This is a genomic window from Kitasatospora sp. NBC_01560, from assembly GCF_045208415.1.
GTDB lineage: Bacteria > Actinomycetota > Actinomycetes > Streptomycetales > Streptomycetaceae > Kitasatospora.
In genome coordinates this window covers 4758239-4783339 of record NZ_CP109364.1, presented here as the reverse complement: position 1 = coordinate 4783339, position 25101 = coordinate 4758239, and the positions used below count along the sequence as shown (strand labels likewise).

The 25101-nt window shown below is 74.1% G+C and carries 19 protein-coding genes; 16 read left to right on the top strand and 3 right to left on the bottom strand.

From position 1 onward, the window contains the following. The first annotated feature begins 257 nt into the window (after positions 1 to 257). From OH807_RS20850 to OH807_RS20780, 15 genes are all read left to right on the top strand, one after another. Complete coding sequence (locus OH807_RS20850; protein WP_406201018.1) at positions 258 to 1802, top strand: cytochrome ubiquinol oxidase subunit I; 1545 nt, start codon at positions 258 to 260, stop codon at positions 1800 to 1802. Positions 1803 to 1874: 72 nt separating this feature from the next. Next, on the top strand, positions 1875 to 2900 hold the full coding sequence (cydB, locus tag OH807_RS20845) for a cytochrome d ubiquinol oxidase subunit II (RefSeq protein ID WP_406201016.1): 1026 nt from the start codon (positions 1875 to 1877) through the stop codon (positions 2898 to 2900). Between the two features lie 4 nt (positions 2901 to 2904). Then, on the top strand, positions 2905 to 6423 hold the full coding sequence (cydD, locus tag OH807_RS20840) for a thiol reductant ABC exporter subunit CydD (RefSeq protein WP_406201013.1): 3519 nt from the start codon (positions 2905 to 2907) through the stop codon (positions 6421 to 6423). Between the two features lie 195 nt (positions 6424 to 6618). Next, on the top strand, positions 6619 to 8439 hold the full coding sequence (locus OH807_RS20835; RefSeq protein WP_406201010.1) for a GAF domain-containing protein: 1821 nt from the start codon (positions 6619 to 6621) through the stop codon (positions 8437 to 8439). Positions 8440 to 8837: 398 nt separating this feature from the next. After that, positions 8838 to 9137, top strand: a complete 300-nt coding sequence (locus OH807_RS20830) for a hypothetical protein (protein ID WP_406201009.1) — start codon at positions 8838 to 8840, stop codon at positions 9135 to 9137. Continuing rightward, on the top strand, positions 9124 to 9525 hold the full coding sequence (locus OH807_RS20825; protein ID WP_406201006.1) for a hypothetical protein: 402 nt from the start codon (positions 9124 to 9126) through the stop codon (positions 9523 to 9525). Before OH807_RS20830 ends, OH807_RS20825 begins: the two co-directional genes overlap by 14 nt. 514 nt (positions 9526 to 10039) lie before the next feature. Further along, the gene (locus OH807_RS20820) at positions 10040 to 11077 is read left to right on the top strand and encodes a PstS family phosphate ABC transporter substrate-binding protein (RefSeq protein WP_406201004.1); all 1038 of its coding nucleotides are present in this window, start codon (positions 10040 to 10042) and stop codon (positions 11075 to 11077) included. A gap of 124 nt (positions 11078 to 11201) precedes the next feature. Next, positions 11202 to 12227, top strand: coding sequence for a substrate-binding domain-containing protein (locus OH807_RS20815; protein WP_406201002.1), 1026 nt, complete (start codon positions 11202 to 11204; stop codon positions 12225 to 12227). A 128-nt stretch (positions 12228 to 12355) separates the two neighbouring features. Next, complete coding sequence (locus tag OH807_RS20810; protein WP_406200999.1) at positions 12356 to 12949, top strand: hypothetical protein; 594 nt, start codon at positions 12356 to 12358, stop codon at positions 12947 to 12949. 290 nt (positions 12950 to 13239) lie between these two features. Continuing rightward, entirely contained in the window at positions 13240 to 15864 is a 2625-nt protein-coding gene (locus OH807_RS20805) for a hypothetical protein (protein ID WP_406200997.1), read from the top strand. A gap of 235 nt (positions 15865 to 16099) precedes the next feature. After that, positions 16100 to 17014 carry a phosphate ABC transporter permease subunit PstC gene (gene pstC, locus OH807_RS20800; RefSeq protein WP_406200994.1) on the top strand — a complete coding sequence of 305 codons (915 nt, stop codon included), beginning with the start codon at positions 16100 to 16102 and terminating at the stop codon, positions 17012 to 17014. A gap of 58 nt (positions 17015 to 17072) precedes the next feature. Next, complete coding sequence (gene pstA / locus OH807_RS20795) at positions 17073 to 18359, top strand: phosphate ABC transporter permease PstA (RefSeq protein WP_406200991.1); 1287 nt, start codon at positions 17073 to 17075, stop codon at positions 18357 to 18359. A 35-nt stretch (positions 18360 to 18394) separates the two neighbouring features. Further along, positions 18395 to 20242: a substrate-binding domain-containing protein gene (locus tag OH807_RS20790; protein ID WP_406200989.1), complete on the top strand. Its 1848-nt coding sequence runs from the start codon at positions 18395 to 18397 to the stop codon at positions 20240 to 20242. After that, the gene (locus tag OH807_RS20785) at positions 20239 to 21171 is read left to right on the top strand and encodes a class E sortase (protein ID WP_406200986.1); all 933 of its coding nucleotides are present in this window, start codon (positions 20239 to 20241) and stop codon (positions 21169 to 21171) included. The genes OH807_RS20790 and OH807_RS20785 overlap by 4 nt, the downstream gene beginning before the upstream one ends. Positions 21172 to 21194: 23 nt before the next feature. Beyond that, on the top strand, positions 21195 to 22124 hold the full coding sequence (locus tag OH807_RS20780; protein WP_406200984.1) for a phosphate ABC transporter ATP-binding protein: 930 nt from the start codon (positions 21195 to 21197) through the stop codon (positions 22122 to 22124). A 146-nt stretch (positions 22125 to 22270) separates the two neighbouring features. Here OH807_RS20780 and OH807_RS20775 read toward each other — a convergent pair whose 3' ends face one another. The 3 genes from OH807_RS20775 to OH807_RS20765 form a co-directional block, all read right to left on the bottom strand. Next, positions 22271 to 23095, bottom strand: a complete 825-nt coding sequence (locus OH807_RS20775; protein ID WP_406200982.1) for an HAD family hydrolase — start codon at positions 23093 to 23095, stop codon at positions 22271 to 22273. A gap of 76 nt (positions 23096 to 23171) precedes the next feature. Next, positions 23172 to 24176, bottom strand: a complete 1005-nt coding sequence (locus tag OH807_RS20770; RefSeq protein WP_406200980.1) for a hypothetical protein — start codon at positions 24174 to 24176, stop codon at positions 23172 to 23174. A 79-nt stretch (positions 24177 to 24255) separates the two neighbouring features. Next, a complete protein-coding gene (locus OH807_RS20765) occupies positions 24256 to 24702 on the bottom strand; it encodes a hypothetical protein (RefSeq protein ID WP_406200977.1) in 447 nt (148 codons plus the stop codon). Between the two features lie 149 nt (positions 24703 to 24851). Between OH807_RS20765 and OH807_RS20760 the strand changes: the two genes are divergently transcribed. After that, on the top strand, positions 24852 to 25040 hold the full coding sequence (locus OH807_RS20760; RefSeq protein WP_406200975.1) for a hypothetical protein: 189 nt from the start codon (positions 24852 to 24854) through the stop codon (positions 25038 to 25040). The last annotated feature ends 61 nt before the right edge of the window (positions 25041 to 25101 follow it).

Below are 25101 nucleotides of genomic sequence, written 5' to 3'. Positions count from 1 at the left end.
GATCATCTCGGCAGCTGCCCGCTCGTTCGTTGTGGCGCCCCCGGGCCGCTCCGCAGACTGTGCGCACAGCATCGCCGATCAATCCCACCCCGCCTGCAAATCACTCGTAAGGATGATGGATACTGGCCCTTGTGAACGTGTTCACGTTCACAAGCGGACAAGCTTGCGTAGTTAAGCAGCGGCCTGCGGCTATAGATGACGTTTGTGAAGTTTGTCCGAAACATGACCTCCCAGAGGTCGGTTGGAGAGAGGGCGACGTGGAACTGGCAATCGCTCACGAGACCATCGCGCGATGGCAATTCGGCATCACCACCGTCTACCACTTCCTCTTCGTCCCGCTCACCATCAGCCTCGCCGCGATCGTGGCCGGGCTGGAGACCGCCTGGGTGCGGACGGACAAGGAGAAGTACTTCCACGCCACGAAGTTCTGGGGAAAGCTCTTCCTGATCAACATCGCGATGGGCGTGGTCACCGGCATCGTTCAGGAGTTCCAGTTCGGCATGAACTGGTCGGACTACTCCCGGTTCGTCGGCGACGTGTTCGGTGCCCCGCTCGCGATGGAGGCGCTGATCGCCTTCTTCTTCGAGTCCACCTTCATCGGGCTCTGGATCTTCGGCTGGGACAAGCTGCCGAGGAAGCTGCACTGCGCCTGCATCTGGATGGTCGCGCTCGGCACCGTGCTCTCCGCCTACTTCATCCTGGCCGCCAACTCGTGGATGCAGCACCCCGTCGGCTACACCGTCGACCCGGTCACCGGCAAGGCGCAGCTCACCGACATCGCCCGGGTGCTGTTCCAGGACACCACCGTCACCGTCGTCCTGCACACCCTGACCGCGGCCTTCCTGACCGGCGCCGCCTTCATGGTCGGCATCGCCTCCTTCCACCTCTGGAAGGCCAAGCGCCGGCCCGCGGCGGCCGACCCCAAGCGGATCGCCGTGATGCGGACCTCGCTGCGGCTCGGCCTCGTCCTCGCCGTGGTCTTCGGCCTCGGCACCGCGCTCAGCGGTGACTCGCTCGCCAAGGTGATGTTCCGCCAGCAGCCCATGAAGATGGCCGCCGCCGAGGCCCTCTGGGACTCCCAGGCACCGGCGCCGTTCTCGGTCTTCGCGGTCGGCGACGTCAGCAAGGGCCACAACTCGGTGGAGCTGGAGATCCCGGGGATACTCTCCTTCCTCGCCAACAGCGACTTCAGCTCCTCCGTCCCCGGCATCAACGACACCGCCGACGCCGAGGCCGCCAAGTACGGCGGCGACCCGAAGGACTACATCCCGAGCATCTTCGTCACCTACTGGGGCTTCCGCCTCATGATCGGTTTCGGGATGACCTCCTTCGTGGCCGGTGTGATCGGGCTCTGGACCACCCGGAGAAAGTTCCTCCTGGCACCGGAGTTCCGCACCGGGGACACCGAAGTGCCGCGGCTGATGCTCACCCCGCGGCGCGAGATGGGCGCCTTCCTGACCAAGTGGAGCTGGCGGATCGGCATCCTCACCATGGGGTTCCCGCTGATCGCCAACAGCTTCGGCTGGATCTTCACCGAGATGGGCCGCCAGCCCTGGGCCGTCTTCGGGCTGATGACCACCGCGAGCGCCGTCTCGCCGAACGTCGGCATCGGCACCCAGATCGGTGCGCTGACCACCTTCACCCTGCTGTACGCCGTCCTCGCCGTCATCGAGGTCCGGCTGCTGGTCAAGTACGCGAAGGCCGGACCGGTCACCTCCGAGCAGCCGCCCGCCGAGGACCCGACGCTGCGCGGACCGTCCTCGGGCGAGGACGCCGACAAGCCGCTCGCCTTCGCCTACTGACGGCGGACGGCAGCCCGTGACCGCCACCGGGGACCACCGAGGACCACTGAGGATCGATAGGACCGATTGACCATGGAACTCCACGACGTCTGGTTCGTCCTGATCGCCGTTCTCTGGATCGGCTACTTCTTCCTCGAAGGATTCGACTTCGGCATCGGCATCCTGACCAAGCCGCTGGCCCGCAACACCGCCGAGCGGCGCGTCCTGATCAACACCATCGGCCCGGTCTGGGACGGCAACGAGGTCTGGCTGCTGACCGCCGGCGGCGCCACCTTCGCGGCCTTCCCGGACTGGTACGCGACGCTCTTCAGCGGCTTCTACATCCCGCTGCTGATGATCCTGGTCTGCCTGATCGTCCGCGGCGTCGCCTTCGAGTACCGGGCCAAGCGGTCCGAGGAGCGCTGGCAGCGGAACTGGGAGGAGGCCATCTTCTGGACCTCGCTGCTCCCGGCCTTCCTCTGGGGCGTGGCCTTCGCCAACATCGTCCGCGGCGTCGACATCGACGCGCAGAAGAACTACGTCGGCACCTTCTGGGACCTGCTCAACCCGTACGCCGTGCTCGGGGGCCTGGTGACGCTGAGCCTCTTCACCTTCCACGGCGCGCTGTTCGCCGCGCTCAAGACGGTCGGTGACATCCGGGACCGGGCCCGCGCCGCGGCCCTGCGGCTCGGCCTGGTGACGGCGGTGCTTGCGGCGGCCTTCCTGATCTGGACCCAGGCCGACAGCGGCAACGGCTGGAGCCTGGCCGCCCTGGTGATCGCGGTGCTGGCCCTCGTCGGCGCGCTGGTCGCCAACGGGCTGGGCCGCGAGGGCTGGGCGTTCGTCCTCTCCGGGGCGACCGTCGTGGCCGCGGTCGCGATGCTCTTCCTCTCGCTCTTCCCGGACGTGATGCCCTCCACGCTGAACCCCGCCTGGAGCCTGACCGTCGAGAACGCGGCCTCCTCGCCCTACACGCTGAAGCTGATGACGATCGTGGCCGCCGTCTTCACCCCGCTCGTGCTGCTCTACCAGGGCTGGACGTACTGGGTGTTCCGCAAGCGGATCGGCGTCCAGCACATCCCCGGGCACGACCCGGCCGCCGCGCTCGACCAGGCCTGACGCGATGAAGCCGGTCGACCCCCGACTCCTCGGGTACGCCCGCACCACCCGCGCCTTCCTCGCCGGATCGGTGGCCCTCGGCACGGCCGGGGCCCTCCTGGTGGTCGCCCAGGCGAGCCTGATCGCCGAGATCGTGGTGCGCGGCTTCCAGCAGCGCGCCACGGCCGGCGAGCTGACCACCCCGTTGCTGCTGCTGGCACTGACGGCGGTCGGCCGCGGGCTGGTCGGCTGGCTCACCGAACTGACCGCGCACCGGTCCGTCGCCCGGGTGAAGGCCACCCTGCGGCGCCGGCTGCTCGACCACGCCACCGCGCTCGGCCCGGCCTACCTGGCGGGCCGGCGCACCGGCGAGCTCACCACCCTCGCCACCCGCGGCATCGACGCGCTCGACGACTACTTCGCCCGCTACCTGCCGCAGCTGGCGCTCGCGGTGGCCGTCCCGGTGATCGTGCTGCTGCGGATCGGCGGCGCCGACCTCGTCTCGGCCGCGATCATCGCCGGGACGCTGCCGCTGATCCCGCTCTTCATGGTGCTGATCGGCCTGGCCACCCAGAGCCGGATGGACCGCCAGTGGACCACCCTGGCCCGGCTCTCGCACCACTTCCTGGACGTCGTCGCCGGGCTGCCGACCCTCAAGGTGTTCAACCGGGCCCGCGCCCAGGCGGCCGGCATCGCCCGGATCACCGCCGACTACCGCCGCGCCACCCTGCGCACCCTGCGGATCGCCTTCATCTCCTCGTTCGCCCTGGAGCTGCTCTCCACCCTCTCGGTGGCACTGGTCGCGGTCTCCGTCGGCTTCCGGCTGGTGGACGGCACGCTCGACCTGGAGACCGGGCTGCTGGTGCTCGTCCTCGCCCCCGAGGTGTACTTCCCGATCCGCCAGGTCGGCGCGCTCTACCACTCCAGCGTGGAGGGCCTGACCGCGGCCGACGAACTCTTCCGGGTGCTGGAGACCCCGCTGCCGAGGACCGGCACCACCACCGCACCCGACCTGCGCGGCGCCACCGTCGAGGCCACCGGCCTGACCGTGGTGCACCCCGGCCGGCCGGCGCCCGCACTGGACGGCGCCGCACTGACGCTCCACCCGGGCGGCACCACCGCGCTGACCGGCCCGAGCGGTGCCGGCAAATCCACCCTGCTCGCCGTCCTGCTCGGCCTCACCGCGCCGGACGCCGGGAGCGTCCGGATCACCGCCGCCGACGGCCGGACGTACGACCTCGCCGAGCTGGAGCCGGCGAGCTGGCGGCGGCAGATCGCCTGGGTGCCGCAGCAGCCGCACCTCTTCGCCGGCACCGTCGCCGACAACCTGCGGCTCCACCGGCCGGACGCGGACGACGCGCAGCTGCGGACGGCCCTGGCGGCCGCGCACGCGCTCGACTTCGTCCGCGGCCTGCCGCAGGGCCTGGCCACCGTGCTGGGGGAGGACGGCGCCGGGCTGTCGGCCGGCCAGCGGCAGCGGCTGGCACTCGCCCGGGTGCTGCTCGCCGACGACCGCCCGCTGGTGCTGCTGGACGAACCGACCGCCCACCTGGACGGCGAGTCCGAACAGGCCGTGCTCGCCGCCGTCCGGGAGCTGGCCGCCGACCCGGCGCGCACCGTGCTGCTGGTCGCGCACCGGCCGGCGCTGCTCGCGGTGGCCGACCGGAACGTCCGGCTGCCCGGCCCGGCACTGCCGGCCGCCGCCCGCCCGCCGGTCCGCGCGCCGCACAGCGGCCGGCCCGTCCCGGTCACCGCGGCCGAGGAGGAGGCGCCCGGGGCGGAGCCGGTGCGGCCCCGGCTCGCGCTCTCCGTCCTGCTCGGCGCCCTCGCCCTCGGCTGCGCCGTCGGCCTGATGGCCACCTCCGGGTACCTGATCTCCCGCGCCTCCGAGATGCCGCCCGTCCTCTACCTGATGATGGCCGTCACCTCCGTCCGGGCCTTCGGCATCGGCCGCAGCGTCTTCCGGTACGCCGAGCGGCTCGTCTCGCACGACGCGGTGCTGCGCACCCTGGGCACACTGCGGGCTGCCGTCTACCGCCGGCTGACCGTGCTCGCCCCGGCCGGGCTGCCCGCCTTCCGGCGCGGGGACCTGCTCTCCCGGCTGGTCGCCGACGTCGACGCCGTCCAGGACCACTACCTGCGCTGGCGGCTGCCGGCCGCCGTCGCCGCCGTGGTGTCGGTGGCCGCCACCGCCGCGACGGCCGCCTTCCTGCCGGCCGCCGGCCTGGTGCTCGGCCTCGGGCTGCTGCTGGCCGGGGCCGTGGTGCCGGCACTGTCGGCGCGCTGGTCGGCCGGCGCCGAGCAGCGGCAGGCCCCGGCCCGCGGCCGGCTGGCCACCGCCGTGGTCGACACCCTCACCGGGACGGCCGAGCTGACCGTCGCCGGCGCACTGCCCGGCCGGCTGGCCGCCGTCCGCTCGGCCGACGCCGCCCTGACCGGGCTGGCCGCCCGCTCCGCCGCCACCACGGCCCTCGGCACCGGGCTGATCACGCTGCTCACCGGGCTGACCGTGGCCGCCGCCGCGGCGGTCGGCCTCCGGGGCGTCCAGGACGGCGCGCTGGCGCCGGTCTGCCTGGCGGTGGTGGTGCTCACCCCGCTCGCCGCCTTCGAGGCCGTCACCGGCATGCCGCTCGCCGTCCAGGCCCGCCGGCGCAGCCGGGCCGCCGAGCAGCGGCTCGCCGAGGTGCTGGACGCGCCGCCGCCGGTCGCCGAGCCGGCCCGCCCGGCGGCGCTGCCCGGGCAGCCGCTGCCGATCGCCGTCCGCGGCCTGACCGTCCGCCACCCGGGACGGGGCACGGACGCGCTGGCCGGGGTCGACCTCGACCTCGCCCCCGGCCGGCGGATCGCCGTCGTCGGCCCGTCGGGCTCCGGCAAGACCACGCTCGCCCAGGCGCTGCTGCGCTTCCTCGACCCGGCCGCGGGCAGTATCACCTTCGCCGCCGGCCGTCCACAGGCTGTGGACAGCCGCGAGCTGGCCGGGGAGGACGTCCGCCGGGTGATCGGGCTCTGCGCGCAGGACGCCCACGTCTTCGACAGCACCCTGCGGGAGAACCTCCGGCTCGCCCGCCCGGCCGCCGGCGAGGAGGAGCTGCGCGCGGCCCTCGCCGCCGCCCGGCTGCTGGACTGGACGGAGACCCTCCCGGACGGCCTGGACACGATGGTCGGCGAGCACGGCGCCCGGCTCTCCGGCGGCCAGCGCCGGCGGCTCGCCCTCGCCAGGGCGCTGCTGGCGGACTTCCCGGTGCTCGTCCTGGACGAGCCGGCCGAGCACCTCGACCTGCCCACCGCCGACGCCCTCACCGCCGACCTGCTGGCCGCCACGGCGGGCCGGACCACCGTGCTGATCACCCACCGGCTGGCCGGCCTGGACGCCACCACGGTGGACGAGGTGATCGTCCTGGACGGCGGGCGGGTGGCCGAGCGCGGCAGCTGGGCCGAGCTGGCCGACCGGCCCGGCGGGCGGCTGTGGGCGATGCGCGAGCGCGAGCGGGAGGTGGGCGGGCCGGTCGGGGCGGGCCGGCCGCTGGAGCCGGCGGGGCGCTGAGCCGGTGGGGCGCTGAGCCGGTGGGGCGCTGAGCAGGTGGGGCGTCGGCTCCGGCGGCGTGCCGAGCCCGTCGGCCCATCCCGACCACCTGCCCCGACCACCTGCCCCGATCGGCCGCCCCGATCGGCCGAGCCCGGCGGCGTTCCGGGCCCGCGCCGACCACCGGCAGAAAAGCGTACAAACTACGCTCGTCCCATGGACCCGACGCCAGACCTGCCCGCCGCCGCCACCCCCGGCCCGGCACCGGACCCGACACCCCACCGGGTGCCCGAGATCTCCTCGCTCGGGCTGGACACGCTGGTCACCGAAGTGGCCGAACGGCTCCAGTCGGCGGCCGCCGTCACCGACCGGATGCAGCGGCTGCTGGAGGCCGTGGTGTCGGTCGGCGCCGGCCTCGACCTGCACGCCACGCTGCACCGGATCGCCACCGGCGCCGCCGAACTCGTCGACGCCCGGTACGCCGCGCTCGGGGTGATCGCGCCCGGCCGGCACGGCCTGGCCGACTTCATCCACGTCGGGATCGACGACGCCACCGCCGCCGCGATCGGCGAGCTGCCGGCCGGCCGCGGCATCCTCGGCGCGCTGATCGACCGGCCGGAGCCGCTGCGCCTGTCCGACCTCTCCAGCGACCCGCGCTCCTCGGGCTTCCCGTCGCACCACCCCCAGATGCGGACCTTCCTCGGCGAGCCGATCCGGATCCGCGAGGAGGTGTTCGGCAACCTCTACCTCACCGAGAAGAAGGGCGGCGGCGCCTTCACCCCCGAGGACGAGCAGGTGGTGCACGCGCTCGCCGCGGCGGCCGGCGTCGCGATCGAGAACTCCCGGCTGTACGAGGAGGGCCGGCGCCGCGAGCGCTGGATCGCCGGCGCCGCCGCCGTCACCACCGCGCTGCTCTCCACCGACGAGGCGGAGGTCGCGCTGACCGTCGCGGCCGAGCAGGTGCGGGAGCTGGCCGACGCCGCGCTCGGCATGATCCTGCTGCCGACCTCCGGCGGGGAGGACGAGGGCCAGATGCGGGTGGCCCACGCCTCCGGTGAGGCCGCCGAGTTCGTCCGCGGCGAGCTGCTCCCGCCGGACAGCTTCGCGGCCCGGCTGCTGAAGGGCGAGAGCGTCTACCTGGACGACATGTCCAGCGACCCGACGGTGGTGATCCGGCTGGCCCGCAGCTTCGGCCCGTCGATGGCCGTGCCGATGGTCGCCGCGGGCCGGGTGCTCGGCGGTCTCTGCGTCTGGCGCTCGCGCGGCGCGACGCCGTTCACCGACACCGAGAAGCAGCTCGCCGAGACCTTCGCCTCGCAGGCCGCGCTGGCCCTGCGGCTCGCCGAGGGCCAGCGGGACCAGCAGCGGCTGGCCGTCTTCCAGGACCGCGACCGGATCGCCCGCGACCTCCACGACCTGGTGATCCAGCGGCTGTTCGCCACCGGGATGATGCTGGAGAGCGCCGCCCGGCGGGCCGTCGTCCCCGAGGTGAAGGTCGGCATCGGCAAGGCGGTGGACGAGCTGGACGCCACCATCCAGGAGGTCCGCACCACCATCTACGCCCTCCAGCACGACAACGAGGGCGATGCGCCGGACACCCTGCGGACGAGGGTCCTGCGGGAGGGCAGCCAGGCCGCGGCGGCCCTCGGCTTCAAGCCCTCGGTGACCTTCACCGGCCCGGTGGAGAGCCTGGTCGGTGAGAAGACCGGCCGTCAACTGCTCGCCGCACTGCGGGAGATGCTCTCTAACACGGCCCGGCACGCGCGGGCCTCGCGGGTCGGCGTGGAGGTCGACGCGACGGTGCACCTGGACGACGAGGGCCGCCCGGTCAGCGGGGACCCGGAGTCGCTGGACCGCGCGGGCCGGCCGGGGGTGCTGCTGACCGTCACCGACGACGGCGTGGGCATCCCGCCGAACGGGCGGCGCAGCGGCCTGCGCAACCTCGCCCGGCGGGCCGAGGCCCTCGGCGGCGATGCCTGGCACGAGCCGGGGCCGTACGGGAAGGGGACGATGGTGCGCTGGACGGCCCGGCTCTGAGCCGCCGACAGCCGGTGCGGGGCCGACGTGGAGCGGGTGCGGGGTGTCGTGCGCGGGCGCGCGGGGCCCCGCGCAGGTCACGGGTCGTCCGTGGCACGTTCTCGAACGGCCTGTGATGGAGACGGGGGCGCAGGGGGCGCTTGGTGTGCAGTCGGTGAAAGTTTAACGAGGGAGAACTTCGCGGCCAACGGAGCAAGTTGTGCATTTCCTGCCCTTCCGGCGCGCTTGTGTGCACACATAGCTTTACTCCCGTCTCGGAGGGGTACCGGACTGGGGGAGCAGTGGACGCGTCGGGCCGCGGTCACACCGCAGCAGGGTCAAGTCGAGGGGGATTCCGGGCCGAACGGGCGCCGGACGGCCGGTACCGGTGGCAGCTCAAGGCGCCGAACGGCCGCGTCGTGGCGATCACCCCGGCCGCGTACCGGACGGCCGTCGAGGCCGAGCTCGGCTTCGACGGTTTACGGGCCGGAGCCGACGCCCTCGTCGCCCGGATCACGCACGTCCGGGACGGCATCGGCTGGGTCTGGGTCGTCCCCGGCTCCCGCACCGTCCCCGAGGTCCGCTCCAGCCGCGCGTACGAGCGGTACGCGACCTGCCAGAACGCCTTCCGAAGATTCGTGGTCCTGCTGGCGAAGCAGCCGGCGCTCGAACTCCCCGAGCGCACCGCGGCGTCGAGAGCCTCCGATGCCGCCCGCTGAACGCCGCGGACCACGCCTGCTGATCGTCCCCACCGCCGACCGCTGTCTCGGCTGGGCCCTGCGCGCGGCCAACGGCCGGCCGCTCGGCGTCGGCGTCCGGACGTACCGGGGCGAGGACGAACTCGCCGAAGCGGTCAGAGAACTGATCATCGAACGGGCCGCGCTGCGGTGCACCCTCGGTCAGTCCGAGGCCCGGCTCTGGGTCTGGACCGCCCACCTGCCCGTCCGCAGCACCCGCCCCGGCGCGGTCGAGGCCGGCCCGGTGGCCCGCAGCGCCCGCGGCTACCTCCGGCGCGACCAGTGCCAGGCCGGGGTCGACGGCTTCCTGACCGGGCTCCAGTGGATCGGCCAGGAGCTGCGCAGAACGGGCGCCCGCCGGCCCTGGTAGAGCCGCCCGGGCCCGCCCTGTACCGCCCTGTACCGCCCGGGCCCGCCCTGTACCGCCCGTACCGCCCGCGCCGCCCGTACCGCCCGTACCGCCTGCGCCCCCGTGCCGCCGCGCCCTTCCGCCTGCCTCGCGCACTCTCGCGCACTCTCGCGGGCTCCTCGCGGGCTCTCCGCCGGTGCTCCGCCGTCGCCCCGTCGGCAGGAGCCCCGCCCCCTCCCCGGTGAAGCGCAGGTTTCCGGCAACACCCCGGGCCACCACCTGGAGAAGAACGTCACCGGCCTCCGACCTGCGGCTTTCCCACCCGCCACGCCCGTCCTGACCAGTCACTAAACCTGTCCGAACCGATGAGTCGACAATCGCCGGACGCCACCGGCGTCCCTTCCGGCGGTACCACCGCGCCCGACAGGATCAGCTCTGCCGGAGCGGCCGCCGCGGACGCGGTCAGCCGGCCCCGGAACCCCAACCAGGGTCCGGGTACAGCGATGCACGTCTCTCCCACCGGAGGAACAGGACCATGCGCAAGACCGCTGCCAAGCTGCTCGCCGTTGCCGCCATCGCCACCTCGGTCGCCACCGTCGCCGCCGGCACCGCCGTCGCCGACCCGGGCGTCACCCCGGCCGCCCAGGACATCGTGAGCGTCGGCTCCGACACCACCCAGGCCGTGTCGACCCAGTTCTCGACCGACTACAACGCCTACCTGACCGGCCTCGGCAACACCACGTCGCCGCGCTACTACAGCTGGGACGCCACGGGCTCCGCCAGCATCACCCCGAAGTCGGGCGCCTCCTCGATCACCCGCCCGAACGGCTCCGGCGCCGGCATCACCGAGCTGAACACCGCGGGCTCCAAGGTCGACGTGGCCCGCTCCTCGCGTGCCCCGAAGGCCACCGACCCGGCCTCGGACATCTTCGTCGCCTTCGCCAAGGACGCGGTCACCTGGTCCGCCAAGTCCGGTGGCCACGCCCCGGCGAGCCTGACCGCCGCCCAGCTCAAGGGCATCTACGACTGCACCATCACCAACTGGACGCAGATCAGCGCCACGCTGCCGAGCGCCACGATCAAGCCCTGGCTGCCGCAGGCCAGCTCCGGCACCCGGTCCTTCTTCCTGACCGCGATCGGCAACCCGACCGTCGGCACCTGTGTCCAGGACGGCCCGGAGGAGAACGAGGGCGTCGACACCCGCCTCAACGGTGACGACATCGTCTTCCCGTACTCGGTCGCCTCGTACCTGAGCCAGACCGTCGGTGGCCACAGCACCCCCACCTCGGCCCCGGGCAACCTGACCCTGCGCAACGTCGGCACCCTGGTGCCGGTCAACACCACCACCAACACCATCAACGCCCCGTTCGCCGCCTCGGCCTTCGGTCGCGTGGTCTACAACGTCGTCCGTGACACCGAGTGGGCCGCCACCGACGCCCACGGCACCGCGCTGCGCGCGATCTTCGGCCCCTCCGGCTGGATCTGCACCAACACCACCGCCACCAACGACATCAAGAGCTACGGCTTCCTGCCGCTCCCGGCCGCCGCCTGCGGCAGCACCACCCACAGCTGATCACCCACTGATCACGCTCGTACCACCCGGCGGCCACGGGCTTCGGCCCGTGGCCGCCGGCCACACCCGCACCGCGACACCCGCCCGCCCCGCCCCTCCCTTCGCATCCGCAGGAGCCGGACACATGCGCAGGACCGCTGGAACAGCCCTGCTCGCCGCCGCCGCCCTCGCCGCCACCGCCCTGGCCGGCCCGGCCGCCGCCGATCCGCCCGTGCTGCCCGGGCCCGACGACATCGTCGGGGTGGGGGCGCAGACCACCGGCCCGCTGTTCGGCCAGTTCTCGACGGACTACAACGCCTTCCTGGCGGGCGGCGGCAACACCACCTCGCCGCGGCTGTACAGCTTCGACTCGACCGGCTCCCCGACGATCACCCCGAGGGCGGGCGCGGCGGCGATCCCCCGCCCGGCGGGCGTCGGCGACGGCCTGGTGCAGCTCAACGCGGTGCCCAGTGCGGTCGACTTCGTCCGGGTGGACCGGCCGCGGCAGGCGTCCGACCCGGCCTCCGACACCTTCGTCGCGCTGGCCAAGGACGCCGTCACCTGGGCGGCGAAGTCCGGCGGCAACGCCCCGGCCAACCTCACCACGGTGCAGCTCAGGGCCATCTACCAGTGCACCGTCACCAACTGGGCCCAGCTCGGCACCGGGCTGCCGAACGCCACCGTCAAGCCGTACCTGCCGCAGGCCGCCTCCGGTGTGCGGACGCTCTTCCTGGGCGCGATCGGCGTCACGACCCCCGGTGCCTGCGTGACCACCGGGCCGGCCGACAACCAGGGCGTCGACCCGGTGCTGAACGACCCGAACGTGCTCATCCCCTACTCGGTCGGCCACTACCTCGGCCAGACCGTGTACGGCCACAGCACCCCGGTGGACGCGGCCGGCGTCCTGACCGTGCGCGCCGTCGACGGCATCGCCCCGGTCAACGCCACGGCCGGCACGATCAACGCGCCGCTCGCCGCGAGTGCCTACGGCCGGCTGCTCTGGGACGTCGTGCGCCAGAGCGACTGGGCGGGCACCGGGGCGAAGGGCATCGCGCTGCGGGCGATCTTCGGCCCCTCGGGCTGGATCTGCACCAGCACCACCGCGGCCAACGACGTCAGGAATTACGGCTTCCTCCGGCTCCCCGGCGCCGCCTGCGGCTCGACGGCCTGACCCGGGCGCGCACCCCAACGACTTCGGCCTCCTCCCCCGCCGGGCAGTGCGGGGGAGGGCGCTGTCGGGGCGGTCCGACCGACCGCTCGCACCACGCACAACCTCTCACCTCTCCCAAGGAGTTCAGCATGACGCGTACCCGCGCCCGCCTTGCCGCCACCGGTGCAGCCGTCGTTCTCGCCGTGACCGGTATGAGCGGTGCGGCCGCCGCCGACGCCGCCCCGGCGGCCCCGACCGGCAGCGTGGTGGTGCACGAGAGCACCACCTTCCTGAAGGACTCGGCCCTGAACGGTCTGGTGGTCATCCCGCTGCCGACCGCCACCCCGTCCTACGACCCCGCCTCGGGTTTCTCCACCTCGTTCCCGGTCACCGGCGGTGACGTCAACCTGCAGGGCTACTACGGCAACGTCCAGCTCGGCGGCAGCCTGCTGTTCGTCAACCTGTTCACCGGCAAGAGCGCCGTCTTCAAGCAGCTCGCGTTCAGCGCGGACAGCTGGGCGATCACCGGTGTCCCGGTGGGCGGCACCGCTCCGGTGGCGCTGCTCGACCCGGCCGGCACGACCGACATCACCCGGTCCGGTGCCACCCAGACGGTCACCGCCGCGGACCTCCGGGTGGACGCCGAGGGCGCGCAGTTCGTCGACACCAAGCTGAACACCTCGTTCTTCAAGGGCGGCCAGTCGGTCGGCAACTTCTCGCTGACCTTCACCGCCGGCAGCTGACACCTGCCGACTGCCCGGCACTGCGGCGGGTCCGTGCGACGGCACGGGCTCGCCGTTCGTTGCGGAGTTCCCAACTCCGCTACAGAGTCGTCACGTTGGGGTCTCGTACATCGGTACGACCGGATCCGGCCATGTACGGCTGGCCGAATGGATGCGAACCGGAACCGCCGGCCCGCTCGCCGCCTGATCCACTCTCGCGCCGCGTCACGGCGGTGCGCGTTCGCACGGAGGTGCCCGTCATGAGACTCCGACTACTACCCGATGCGAGACGCGGGAGGTGGCGCCGGAGGTTGCCGGCGGTCGCTCTCGTCTGGTCGGTGGTGGTGGCGCTCGGCGTGGCCCCCATCGGCCTCGGCGCGTTGCCGCAGGCCGAGGCGGCGCAGTCCTCCGCCGTGACGAAGCCCGGCCCCAAGGTGTGGGACCCGAACACCTGGGAGGAGGGCGCCGAGGGCAGCGTGACGGTCGCCCAGACCAAGGACCTCTCCAACCAGGTGCTCCAGGTCTCCTGGAGCGGGTTCACCCCGACGGTCGACACCTCGGGCACCCCGCTGACCGTCGTCACCAAGGGGTCGAAGCAGGCGCTCTACGCCGTCCGGGTCTACCAGTGCCGCGGCGTCGATCCCAAGATCACCGACTGCTACGGCAGCAAGCTCTACAACGCCGACGCCGCCGCGGGGTTCAACCAGAAGGCCCCGGCCGAGGGCACCACGACACCGGACTTCCCCTCCAACATGGCGATCGCGCCGACCGGCGCCGACGGCTCGGGGGCGACCAGCATCGAGGTGTGGACGGCCACCCAGAGCCCCTCGCTCGGCTGTGACGCGACCCACCCGTGCTCCCTGGTGATCGAGCCCAACTACGGCGGCGACACCCAGGATCCGTACAAGGCGCGGAACGGCGCCGTGGACTGCACCGACCACCTCAGCGACATCGACGGGTTCTTCAACACCGCGAGCGACGGCGGGCTGGAGGCCTACGGAGCTGAGTGGGAGGGCAACCGGAACGCCGGCTTCCAGATCGGTGAGCAGTGCGCCTGGGACAAGCGGACCGTCGTCCCGCTGTCCTTCTCGGCGACCGCCGCCGACTGCGACAGCCGGGCCGCGGAGTTCAAGGCGGCCGGCCTGGAGATGGCCAACCGGGCCGTCCAGCAGTGGCGTTCCGGCCTCTGCCTGGCGGAGTCCCCACTCGCCTTCCAGTACTCCTCCTCCGGCGGCGAGCCGCAGGCCCGGGCGGCGTTCCTGGGCGGCTCCTCCGGCGTCGACGTCGCGCTGACCGCACGCCCCGACACCGCGACGCCGGCCCGGCCGTACGTCTACGCGCCGCTGGCGAGCACCGCGATCTCGGTGGTGTTCCTCGTCGACGACCCGGACACCGGGCGCGAGCTGCGCGACATGAAGCTGACCCCCCGGCTGCTGGCCAAGCTGCTCACCCAGTCGTACGCGCCGCCGGGCAGCCCGGTCGCGTCGGTGAACGGCAACCCCAGCTGCATCTTCGCGGACCCGGACTTCCTGCAGTTCAACCGGTTCCCGGCGGGCAGCTCCTCGAAGTGGCCCGCGGCCTGTGCGCCGGCGACCTTCGAGCCGACCATCGTCGGCGGCACCACCGACCTGATCTACCAGCTGACCTCGTGGATCGCCTCGGACCCGGAGGCCGTCCGGTTCCTGGACGGCGAGGAGGACCCGTGGGGGATGCAGGTCAACACCTTCTACCGGCGCGGCGCCTACTCCGGCTTCCCGGTGGACGCCATCCAGCCGCAGGACTTCACCGGTCCGACGGACGCCAGCGAGGCGGCCAAGCACGCCCGGCAGTTCGAGTGGAACCCCGTCCTCGGCGGTCTCACCCAAGTCCTGCGCACCATCCAGGAGAACCGGTCCACCTGCCAGCTCTGGATGGCCGACCCGGCCACCGGCAACCACCTGAAGTGCGACCCGATGGCGCGCGGTGACCGCAAGCTGTTCGCCATCATGGACAGCGCCCAGGCCAAGGCCTTCTCGCTGCCCGAGGCGGCCCTGCGCAACCCGGCGGGCAGCTTCGTCACGCCGAGCACCAACGGCCTCCAGGCGGCGGTGGCCGACATGCCGACCGACCCCGCCACCGGCACCCAGCTGCTGCCCTACGGCACGGCCGACACGGCCTTCTCCCGTGACACCCAGGCCTACCCGCTGACCACCGTCCAGTACGCGATGGTGCCGACCGGCGGGGTGGCGACGGGCACGGCGGCCGCGATCACGCGCTTCCTCACCACCGTCGCGGGCAGCGGCCAGGTGTACGGCATCGAGCCGGGCAAGCTCGCGCCGGGCTTCCTCAGCCTCACCGGGGCCCAGCGGCAGCAGACGCTCGACGCGGCCAAGCACGTCGAGAGCCAGGACGCCAAGTGGCCGGGCAACCAGGTGGCCCCGCCGGCGCCGCCCGCCACCGACGGGGGCGGGACGACCACGACCGGGGGCTCCGGGACGGAGACCGGATCGGGCACGGCCGGCGGCGGCGTGACCGCCCCGGTCACCGACGGGACGGCCGGTGGCGGCACCGACGGCGGTTCGTCCGCCGCCGGCGGTACCGGCACCACCTCCTCCGGCACCACCGGCGGCACCGGCCTCGGCACGGAGAGCGGCCTCGGCACCTCCTCCGGCGGCGCGGCCGCCGCCGCGGGCGGGGCGGCGGCACCGGCCGCGGCCAAGCCCGCCGCCACGCCGAGCGGCTCCTCCGGACCGCTCGCCGCCGCCCCGGTGGCGGCCGGCACGCCCGCGGCCGACCGGGCCGGCACCGCGCGGCTGCTGCTGCCGGTCGCGGTGATCGCGGGGCTGGTGCTGCTGGTCGGCGGCCCGGCGGCGCTCTTCCTCGGCGGGACCCCCGCCGGCGAGCGGGCCGTGTCCGCGGTGTCCCGGGGCTGGGCGCGGGTGCGCCGCCGGCCCTGACCCCGCAGCGGCAGTGACACGACTCGGCGGGGCCGCCGTTCCGGCCCCGCCGAGTTCTCCTCCCCGGGCAGCACCGCCCGGGCCTCCCTGTACCGAGTACTTCCGTACCGAGCGCGCCGGAGAGCAGACCATGACAGCCGCCGCCGAGCCCGCGGCACCGTACGCCGGGGCTCCACGTCCACCAGAATCCGATGTCCCCCGCGTCATCACCGCCCCAGCGACCCCGGGAGACCGGGTGTTCCGCGGGGCGCTGCGGGCGGCCGGGCTCTCCGTCTTCGCGATCATGGGGCTGATCGCGTTCTTCCTGATCCTGCGCGGGACGACCGCGCTGCGGGAGGTCGGCTGGTCCTTCCTCACCGAGCAGAAGTGGCAGACCCAGGCGCACAACTTCGGCATCGCCGCGGTGCTGCCGAACGGCCTGCTGATCGCCGTGATCGCGCTGGTCATCGCCGTCCCGGTGGCGCTCGGCACGGCGGTCTTCATCTCCGAGTACGCGCCGGTGCGGCTGCGGGCCGCGCTGGTCTCCCTGGTCGACCTGATGGCGGCGATCCCCAGCATCGTCTACGGACTCTGGGGGCTGTTCTTCCTCCAGCCGCGGATCATCGGCTTCGTCCGCTGGATGGCCAACCACCTCGGCGACGCGATCCCGTTCCTCAAGGTGCGCACCGGCGACATCGGCACCTCGTACACCTCCTCCACCTTCATCGCCGGCGTGGTCGTCTCGCTGATGATCATCCCGATCGTCGCCTCGCTCAGCCGCGAGGTCTTCTCGCAGGCCCCGCAGGGCGAGCGGGAGGGCGCCTTCGCCCTGGGCTCCACCCGCTGGGGGATGATCCGCACCGTCGTGCTGCCCTTCGGCCGCGGCGGTGTGATCGGCGCGGTGATGCTCGGCTTCGGGCGGGCGATGGGCGAGACCATCGCCGTCGCGCTGATCATCTCGCCGAACTTCAAGGCGATCACGCACGTGCTGGAGAACGGCGCCAACTCGATCTCGGCGCTGATCGCGCTGCGGTTCGGCGAGTCGGACGAGCTCTCGCTCTCCGCGCTGATGGCGGCCGGGCTGGTGCTCTTCGCACTCACCCTGCTGGTCAACCTGGCGGCCGGCTTCGTGATCAACCGGTCCCGCTCCGGCGCGTCGACGGCGGACTGACCGTGGCCGACCGCTCCGACCACCGCCCGCTGCCGCTCCGCCGTGAAGGGACGCCCCGATGACCACCCTCGACCTGCCGCCGGCCCCGGCCGCCGGACCGGCCGCCGAGCCCGCCGGCGCCCCTTCCGGCGCCCCCGCCGGCCCGCCCCGCCCCGAGAAGCGGGTGAAGCTCGGCGGCGTCACCGCCGAGGACGTGCTGACCGTGGTCGGCGCGCTGACCGGCTCGCTGGCCCTGGACTGGCTGCTCTACGAGCGGATCCTGCCGTTCAGCGGCGCGCTCGGCTTCCTGCTCTGCTGGGACCTCCTCTTCCTCGCCGGCTACTACACCATCGGCCGGCTCCAGTGGGGCCCGCTGATGGTCCGCGAACGCCTGGTCTCGCTGCTCGCCTGGAGCTCCGGGGCGCTGGTGGTCGCCATGATCGGCGACCAGATCGGCTACGTGCTGGTGCGCGGCCAGGAGGCGGCCAAGCACCTCAACTTCTTCACCGAGTCGATGGACCACACCGCCGCGCTCTCCCCGATCACCTCGGGCGGCGCCCTCAACGCCATCGTCGGCTCGCTCGAACAGCTCGGCCTGGCCACGCTGTTCGCCGTGCCGCTGGGGATCGCGGCGGCCGTCTTCATGTCCGAGGTCGGCGGCCGGCTGGCACGGCCGGTCCGGACCCTCGTCGAGGCGATGACCGCCCTGCCGTCGATCGTCGCCGGGCTCTTCATCCTCGGCGTCGTGATCATCACCTTCGGCTTCGAGAAGAGCGGCTTCGCCGCCTCGCTGGCGCTCACCGTGATGATGATGCCGATCGTCACCCGGGCCGCCGAGGTGGTGATCCGGCTCGTCCCGGGCACCCTGCGCGAGGCGTCGTACGCGCTCGGCGGCAGCCAGTGGCGGACGGTGTGGAACGTCGTGCTGCCCACCGCCCGGCCCGGCCTGGTCACCGCCGTGGTGCTCGGCATGGCGCGCGGCGTCGGGGAGACCTCCCCGGTGCTGCTGACCTCGGGATTCACCTCGCAGTTCAATGGCAACCCGTTCAGCGGGCACCAGGTCTCGCTGCCGCTGTACATCTGGAACTACGTCAAGCAGCCCTACCCCGAGATGATCGCGCGCGCCTTCGCGGCGGCGCTGACCCTGATGATCATCGTGCTGGTCCTCTTCGTCACCGCGCGGGTCGTCGGCGGCCGCCGGCCCGGTCAGCTGACGCGCCGGCAGAAGCGCCGGATCGAGCGCGGCGCCCGCCGGGCCGAGGCCGCCGCCACCGGCGCCGGGCGCCCCACCGGGCGGGCGGTGCCCGTCCCCGCGGCCGCGAGCCTGGCCGTGCCCGTCGCCCGACCGGCCGGGGGCCACTCATGACCGACCCAACCACCCTCCGTACCAGAGGAGTCCCCATGTCGTGGGAGGCCGCAAGCCGCCCCGTGGCACGCACGCTCGCCGTGCTGCTGTCCCTGATGCTCGCCGCGGCCTCCCTGCTGCTGGGGCAGAGCCTGCCCGCGCACGCGGCCACCGCGCTCAACGCCGACGGGTCGAGCTGGGCCGGCCCGGCCATCGACCAGTGGCGCCAGGACGTCGCCCCGCAGGGCATCCAGATCAACTTCAACCCGATCGGTTCGGCCGCCGGCCGCAACCAGTGGAGCATCGGCCAGGACGACTTCACCGCCTCCGACGTGCCGTTCCGCTCGCAGACCGACACCGGCCTCGGCCAGGCCGGCCAGGCCGGCGGCGGCGGCAAGGCGGAGAACCCCCGGTACGGCTTCTCCTACGTGCCGATCACCGCCGGCGGGACGACCTTCATGTACAACCTGGTCGTCGCCGGCAAGCAGGTCCGCGACCTGCGGCTCTCCCCGCAGACCGTCGTCGACATCTTCACCAACAAGATCACGAACTGGAACGACCCGAAGATCACCGCGGACTACGGCAAGCAGCTGCCGAGCCTGCCGATCACCCCGGTGGTCCGCTCCGACGGCTCCGGTGCGACCGCCCAGTTCACCCGCTGGATGAGCCACACCCACAAGGCGCAGTGGGACGAGTACTGCAAGGGCGTCAACGGCGTCCCCTGCGGCGACTACACCGAGTTCTTCCCGCCGTCCGGCCGGATGACCGCCCAGAACGGCTCCGACGTCGTCGCCGGCTACATCAAGGCGCCGTCCGGCCTCGGCACCATCGGCTACGACGAGTACGCCTTCGCCAAGCGCAGCAACTGGCCGGTCGTCAAGGTGCTCAACCCGGCGGGCTACTACACGCTGCCGACCGCGTCCAACGTGGCCGTCGCCCTCACCGCGGCCAGGATCCGGGGCGTCGACGACAGCACCGCCGCCGACGACCCGGACTACCTGCAGCAGAACCTCGACGGCGTCTACTCGATGAACGACCCGCGCTCCTACCCGCTCTCCAGCTACAGCTACCTGATCGTGCCGCGGGCCGGCGCCGCACTGCCGCCGCCGCCGCGCTTCTCCAACGACAAGGGCAGCGCGCTCAGCCGCTTCCTCGCCTACGTGCTCTGCGAGGGCCAGGGCGAGGCGGACGGCCTCGGCTACTCCCCGATCCCGCGCAACCTCGTCCGCGGCGGTCTGCTGCAGACCCAGCACATCCCCGGCAACGCCAGCCCCGTCGACCCCAACACCCTGGCCAACTGCGCCAACCCGACGTTCAACAGCGCCGGTGAGCTGACCGTCCTGAAGGACGCCCCGCAGCCCAGCCCGTGCGACGCCAAGGGCGCACCGCTCGACTGCACCGTGCAGAACGGCCAGGCGGTGAAGAGCGGTTCCGGCTCCTCCTCAACCGGCGGGACCGCCACGGGCGGCTCCGCCGCCGGCGGCGCGGCCGCCACCGGCAGCACCGGGAAGACCGGCACCACCAAGACGCCCGGCGCGACCGGCACCGGCTCCGGAACCGGTACGGGACCCGGCACGGCCGGCGGCACCGGCACCGGCGGTGGGGCCGGTGGTACCGGTGACGCGGCCGGCCAGCCCGCGGCCGGTGACCCGGCCGCCGGCACGGGCGCCGACGGCGACCCGGCCGCCGAGGACGTCGTCGACCCGCAGACCGGCCAGGTGGTCGCCCGCGGCCGCAGCGCCGCCGGCGAGGTCGCGGCCAACGTGGTCGCCGTCGACGGCCGGCCCGACGACTGGCTGCTGACCACGCTCACCGCACTCGAACTGCTCGCGATCGTCGTCGTCCCGCCGCTGCTCGGCCGGCGCCTGCTGCGCCGCCGCAACGCCGCCCGGGGCCGGTCGTGACCGCCCCCGCGCTGGAGAAGCCGGCGGTCAGCGCCCGGCCGGCCGTGGAGCCCGCCCCCGGCCCGGTCGCTGCCCCGGCCCCGCCGCCGGCCGGCCCGCGGGCCGGGACCACCACGCCCGCGCGGCGGCGTTTCCTCCAGGGCGCGTGGGCGGTCAGCCTGCTGGCGGCGCTGATCACGGGCTTCGTCGGCTACCTCTTCACGCTCTCGCACATCCAGGAGCGGCACTACCAGTCCACCGCCCACAAGACCTTCCGGGACCAGCTGGCCCGGGCGGTCGCCCCGACCGGGGCGGCGGCCGACGGCGCCCCGGTCGCGCTGCTCGACATCCCCGCGATCGGCCTGCACCAGGCGGTCGTGGTGGAGGGCACCACCGGCCGGGACCTCATGCGCGGCCCCGGCCACCGCCGGGACACCGCGCTGCCCGGGCAGACCGGGGTGGCCGTGGTCTTCGGGCGCGGGGCGAGCTTCGGCGCGCCGTTCGCCGAGCTGTCCCGGCTCCGGGTCGGCGACAAGATCGAGGCGACCACCGGGCAGGGCCGGTTCACCTACACCGTCAACGTGTACGGCGACGGCGACCACCCGATCAGCGACCCGGCCCGCAACCGCCTGGTGCTGGTCACCGGGGACTCCTCCTGGATCCCCGGCTCCACCGTGCTGATCGGCGCCCGGCTGGACGGCGACCCCGAGGTCAACCCGGGCGGCCGGCCCGCCACCGTCCCCTACGACAAGGCGCTCGCCGCCGACAAGGGCGCCCTGGCCACGCTGCAGCTGTGGATGCTCGGACTGCTGGGGGCCGTCGTGGCCGGCACCGTGCTGGCCCGGATCTGGCACCGCTCGGCCGCCTACCTGAGCCTCGCCCCGGTGGTCGGCGCGCTGCTCTGGGCGGTCTACGAGAACGCCGCCGCCCTGCTGCCCAACCTCTACTGAAGCGCGCCCGGAGGACCGTACCGATGACGGATGTACCGATGACCGACGCACCGCCCCTCGACCCGGCCGACCCGTACGCCCCGTACGACCCGGCCGCCCCGTACGACCCGGCGGGCAGTGCGGCCGAGACCACGCTGACCCTGCCGCCGGTCCCCGCGGCCGGCCCGGACGGCGGGCCGCTGGCCGGGCTGGAGACCCGCGACGTCTCCGCCTGGTTCGGCTCGCACAAGGTGCTGGAGCGGGTCTCGCTCGCGATGCCCGCCGGGGAGGTGACCGCGCTGATCGGCCCGTCCGGCTGCGGCAAGTCCACCTACCTGCGGATCCTCAACCGGATGCACGAGATGGTCCGCGGCGCCGCGCTGGCCGGTGAGGTCCTGCTGGACGGGGACGACGTGTACCGGCCCGGCCGGCGGCCCGCCGAGGTGCGGCGCCGGATCGGCATGGTGTTCCAGCGGCCGAACCCGTTCCCGGCCATGTCGATCCAGGACAACGTCGCCAGCGGGCTCAAGCTGGCCGGCATCAAGGTGTCCAGGGACGAGCGCGAACACCTGGTGGAGAGCAGCCTGCGCCGGGCCGGACTCTGGGACGAGGTCGCCACCCGGCTGCACACCCCGGGCGGCTCGCTCTCCGGCGGTCAGCAGCAACGCCTGTGCATCGCCCGGTCGTTGGCCGTCACACCGGACATCCTGCTGATGGACGAGCCGTGCTCGGCGCTCGACCCGACCTCCACCCGGCGGGTCGAGGAGACCATCGCCGAGCTGCGCGGCCGGCTCACCATCGTGATCGTCACCCACAACATGCAGCAGGCCCAGCGGGTCTCGCAGTCCTGCGCGTTCTTCCTGGCCACCCACGACACCCCGGGCCGGATCGTCGAGGCCGGTCCGACCGAGCAGCTGTTCGGCAATCCGCGTGACCAGCGGACCTCGGACTACGTCAACGGCCGCTTCGGGTAGCCGCCCCGGCCCGTCCTGCCCCGCCGCCCCGCCCGCCCGGCCCGGAGTCGACCCGTCGGCTCCGGGCCGGCGGCCGTTCCCGGCGGTCCGCCGTCGTCCCCGCGGCTCGGCGGCTCGGCGGCCCGGCGGCTCAGCACCTCAGAGGCTCAGCGGCCGAGGAGCCGCTCCAGCACCGCCGCGACGCCGTCCTGCTCGTTGCTCACGGTGTGCAGCGGCACCGCCGCCAGCACCTCCGGGTGCGCGTTGGCGACGGCGTACGCGGTGCCGGCCCAGGCCAGCATCTCCAGGTCGTTCGGCATGTCGCCGAAGGCCACCACCTCGCTCCGGTCGATCCCGTGCCCGGCGCACCAGCGGGCCAGCGTGCTGGCCTTGGTGACGCCGGGCGCGCTGATCTCCAGCAGCGGTATCGGCGCGGAGCGGGTGATCTCGGCCAGGTGGCCGGCCGCCTCCCGGGCCGCGGAGAGCAGCTTGTCCGGGTCGAGGTCCGGGTGCTTGGCCAGCAGCTTGAACAGCCCCTGCACCGGACCGCCGGTGCCCAGCAGCTCCTCCGCCGGGCCGATCGGATGGTTCTCGTCCTGGCCCCACATCCGCACCTCGTACCCGGGCTCGCGGGCGAACCCGGCCGGGTACTCGAAGGCGAACGCGGTGCCCGGCAGCTTCGCCCGCAGCGCCGCCACGACCCGCAGCGCGTCCGCCGCGTCGAGCGGGAACGACTCCAGCAGCTCGCCGCGCCGCACGTCGACCACCGCGCCGCCGTTGGAGCAGATCGCCACGCCGTGACCGCCGATGTGCGCACTGACCTGCTGCATCCAGCGCGGCGGCCGGCCCGTCACGAACACCACCTGGACGCCGGCCGCCTCCGCCGCCGCCAGCGCGGCCGCGGTGCGCGCGGTCACGGTGCCGCCGGAGCAGAGCAGCGTGCCGTCCAGGTCGGTGGCGATCAGGCGGGGGGCGGTGCGGGGTGTGGTCACCGGTCCATCTTCGCTCACCGCCGCCGGGAGGTCACCGCCGCGGCGGTGACCTCCCGGGCGCTGCCCGGGCCCGCTCCTAGCCGGCCCGGAGGGTCAGGCCGACGGTGTGCAGCTGCCCGCCGGTCAGGAACTGCAGGAACAGCCGCCAGTCCCCGCTCGCCGGCAGTTCGGCGTGGAACGCCAGGGTCGGGCCGCCGGTGCTGCCCGCCTCGGCCGCGGCCTCCGGGTGGAGGTGCGCGAAGGCCTGGTCACCGGCGTGGAAGGCGGTCAGGTGGGCGAAGGTCTCCAGGTACGGCTGGAGGTCGGTGACCGGCCTGCCGTCCTTGCTCACGGTCACCTTCAGCTCGCCCGCCCGCCCGGCGACCGGGGTGCCCTCGACCGCGACGGTGTAGCCGTCCACCGTCGCGGTGCCGCTCGCGGCCGGCAGTTCGGCGGCGGCGGACGCGCCCTCCCCGGGGACGTCCACCGTCCGGCTGAGCACCAGACCGGTGCCCCGGCCGGCCCCGCTGTCCGGGACGAACGAGGCGTAGACCCGCCAGGTGCCGGCGGTCGGCGCGGCCAGCGGCGCCGTCCAGGTGCCGTCGGCGGCCATCTCGGGGTGCAGGTGCTGGAAGCCGGTCAGGTCGGAGCGGACGGCGTAGAAGTGCATCCGCTTGGTCTGGTCGGTGCGGAACGCCGTGACCGGCCGGCCGTCCGGCCCGGTGATGGCGAACCGGTACTCGGCGGGCGCGCCGGCCGCGAGCGTCGTGACCTCGGAGCTGAGCCGGTAGCCGTTCCGCTCGGCGCCCGGGGCACCGGTGGCGGCGCCGGCGGGTACCCCGGGCGCGGAGGTGCTGGTGGTGGCGTCGGCGGTCGCGGCGTCGGCGCCGGGCATCCGGTGGCCCTGGTGGCCGCCGCCCGCCGCGGTGGTGCCGGCCGATCCGGCCGCCGGGCTCGCGCCGTGGTCCATCCCGCTCATGCCGCCCGACGCGGCGGAGCCGCAGGCGGCCAGGGCGACGGAGAGCACGGCGGCCCCGGCGGCCCGGGCGAGGGCGCGGTTGCGGGTGGGGGTGAGGGCGCGGGGGTGGGGAGTACGGAACATCTCGTGGGTTCTCTTCCGGTGCGTTCGGACAGGACGCGGCGCGCCCGGGCCTCCGGCGGGAGGCCCGGCGCGGGTCCGGTCAGGTCCGTGCGACGCACACCAGCAGCAACAGCTGCCGCCCGGCCTGCGGCGGTGCCCGCGGACCGTCGGCCGACCGCCGGTGCGGACCGGCGGGGGCGGCGGGCAGGACGGCGGCCGGGGTGGCGGCGGCCGGTCCGGGAGCGGGCAGCGCGGCGCCGTCCCGGTCGCGGTTCGACACGCAGGAGGCGGCCGGCCGGCCGGCGTCCCGCGCGGACCCGGGCCCGGCCAGGGCGGGCGCCGCGGCGGGGCCGTCGTGGTGCCCGTGGGCGCCGGCCGAGGCGCCCGGAGCGGTGGTGGCGGCCGGCGCGGCGGTCGCGGCCGGTTCGTGGCAGCCGGCCGCCGAGGTGGGCGAGCCGTGCATCAGGAACAGCCCGGCCAGCAGCGCGCAGAGCGTCAGCAGCCGGGCGCCCGCCCGCCCGCCGCTCTGCCGTCCGCCCGCCGTCATGGGGCAGACAATACCCCCGGCCCGTATATCACCGGCGTAAGTTTCGGCCCCGGAGCCGAGATTTCCGGCCGATTCACCCCGGCCCGGGGTGTCCCTCCCGGTGCGGCCGGGCATGACCGTCCCAGGCCACCCCGTCGGCAGGAAGAGCCATGCCACCTCGCCACCTCGAAGACGAGTGCTCACCGACCACCCCGCCGGACCTCCCGCGGCCGCCGGACACCCGGCGCGATCCCGTCCTGATCGGCGACATCCTCCTCGACGCCCTCGCCGAGATCGCCCGCCACCACGCCGCCCCGCCCGCCCCCTTCCCCGCCCAGCGCACCCGCCCGCACCCGTAGGCCGGCCGCGCGCCGGGGGCGGGTCGGAAGCGCCGGTGGAGCGAGGGGCGGACGGCCCCGC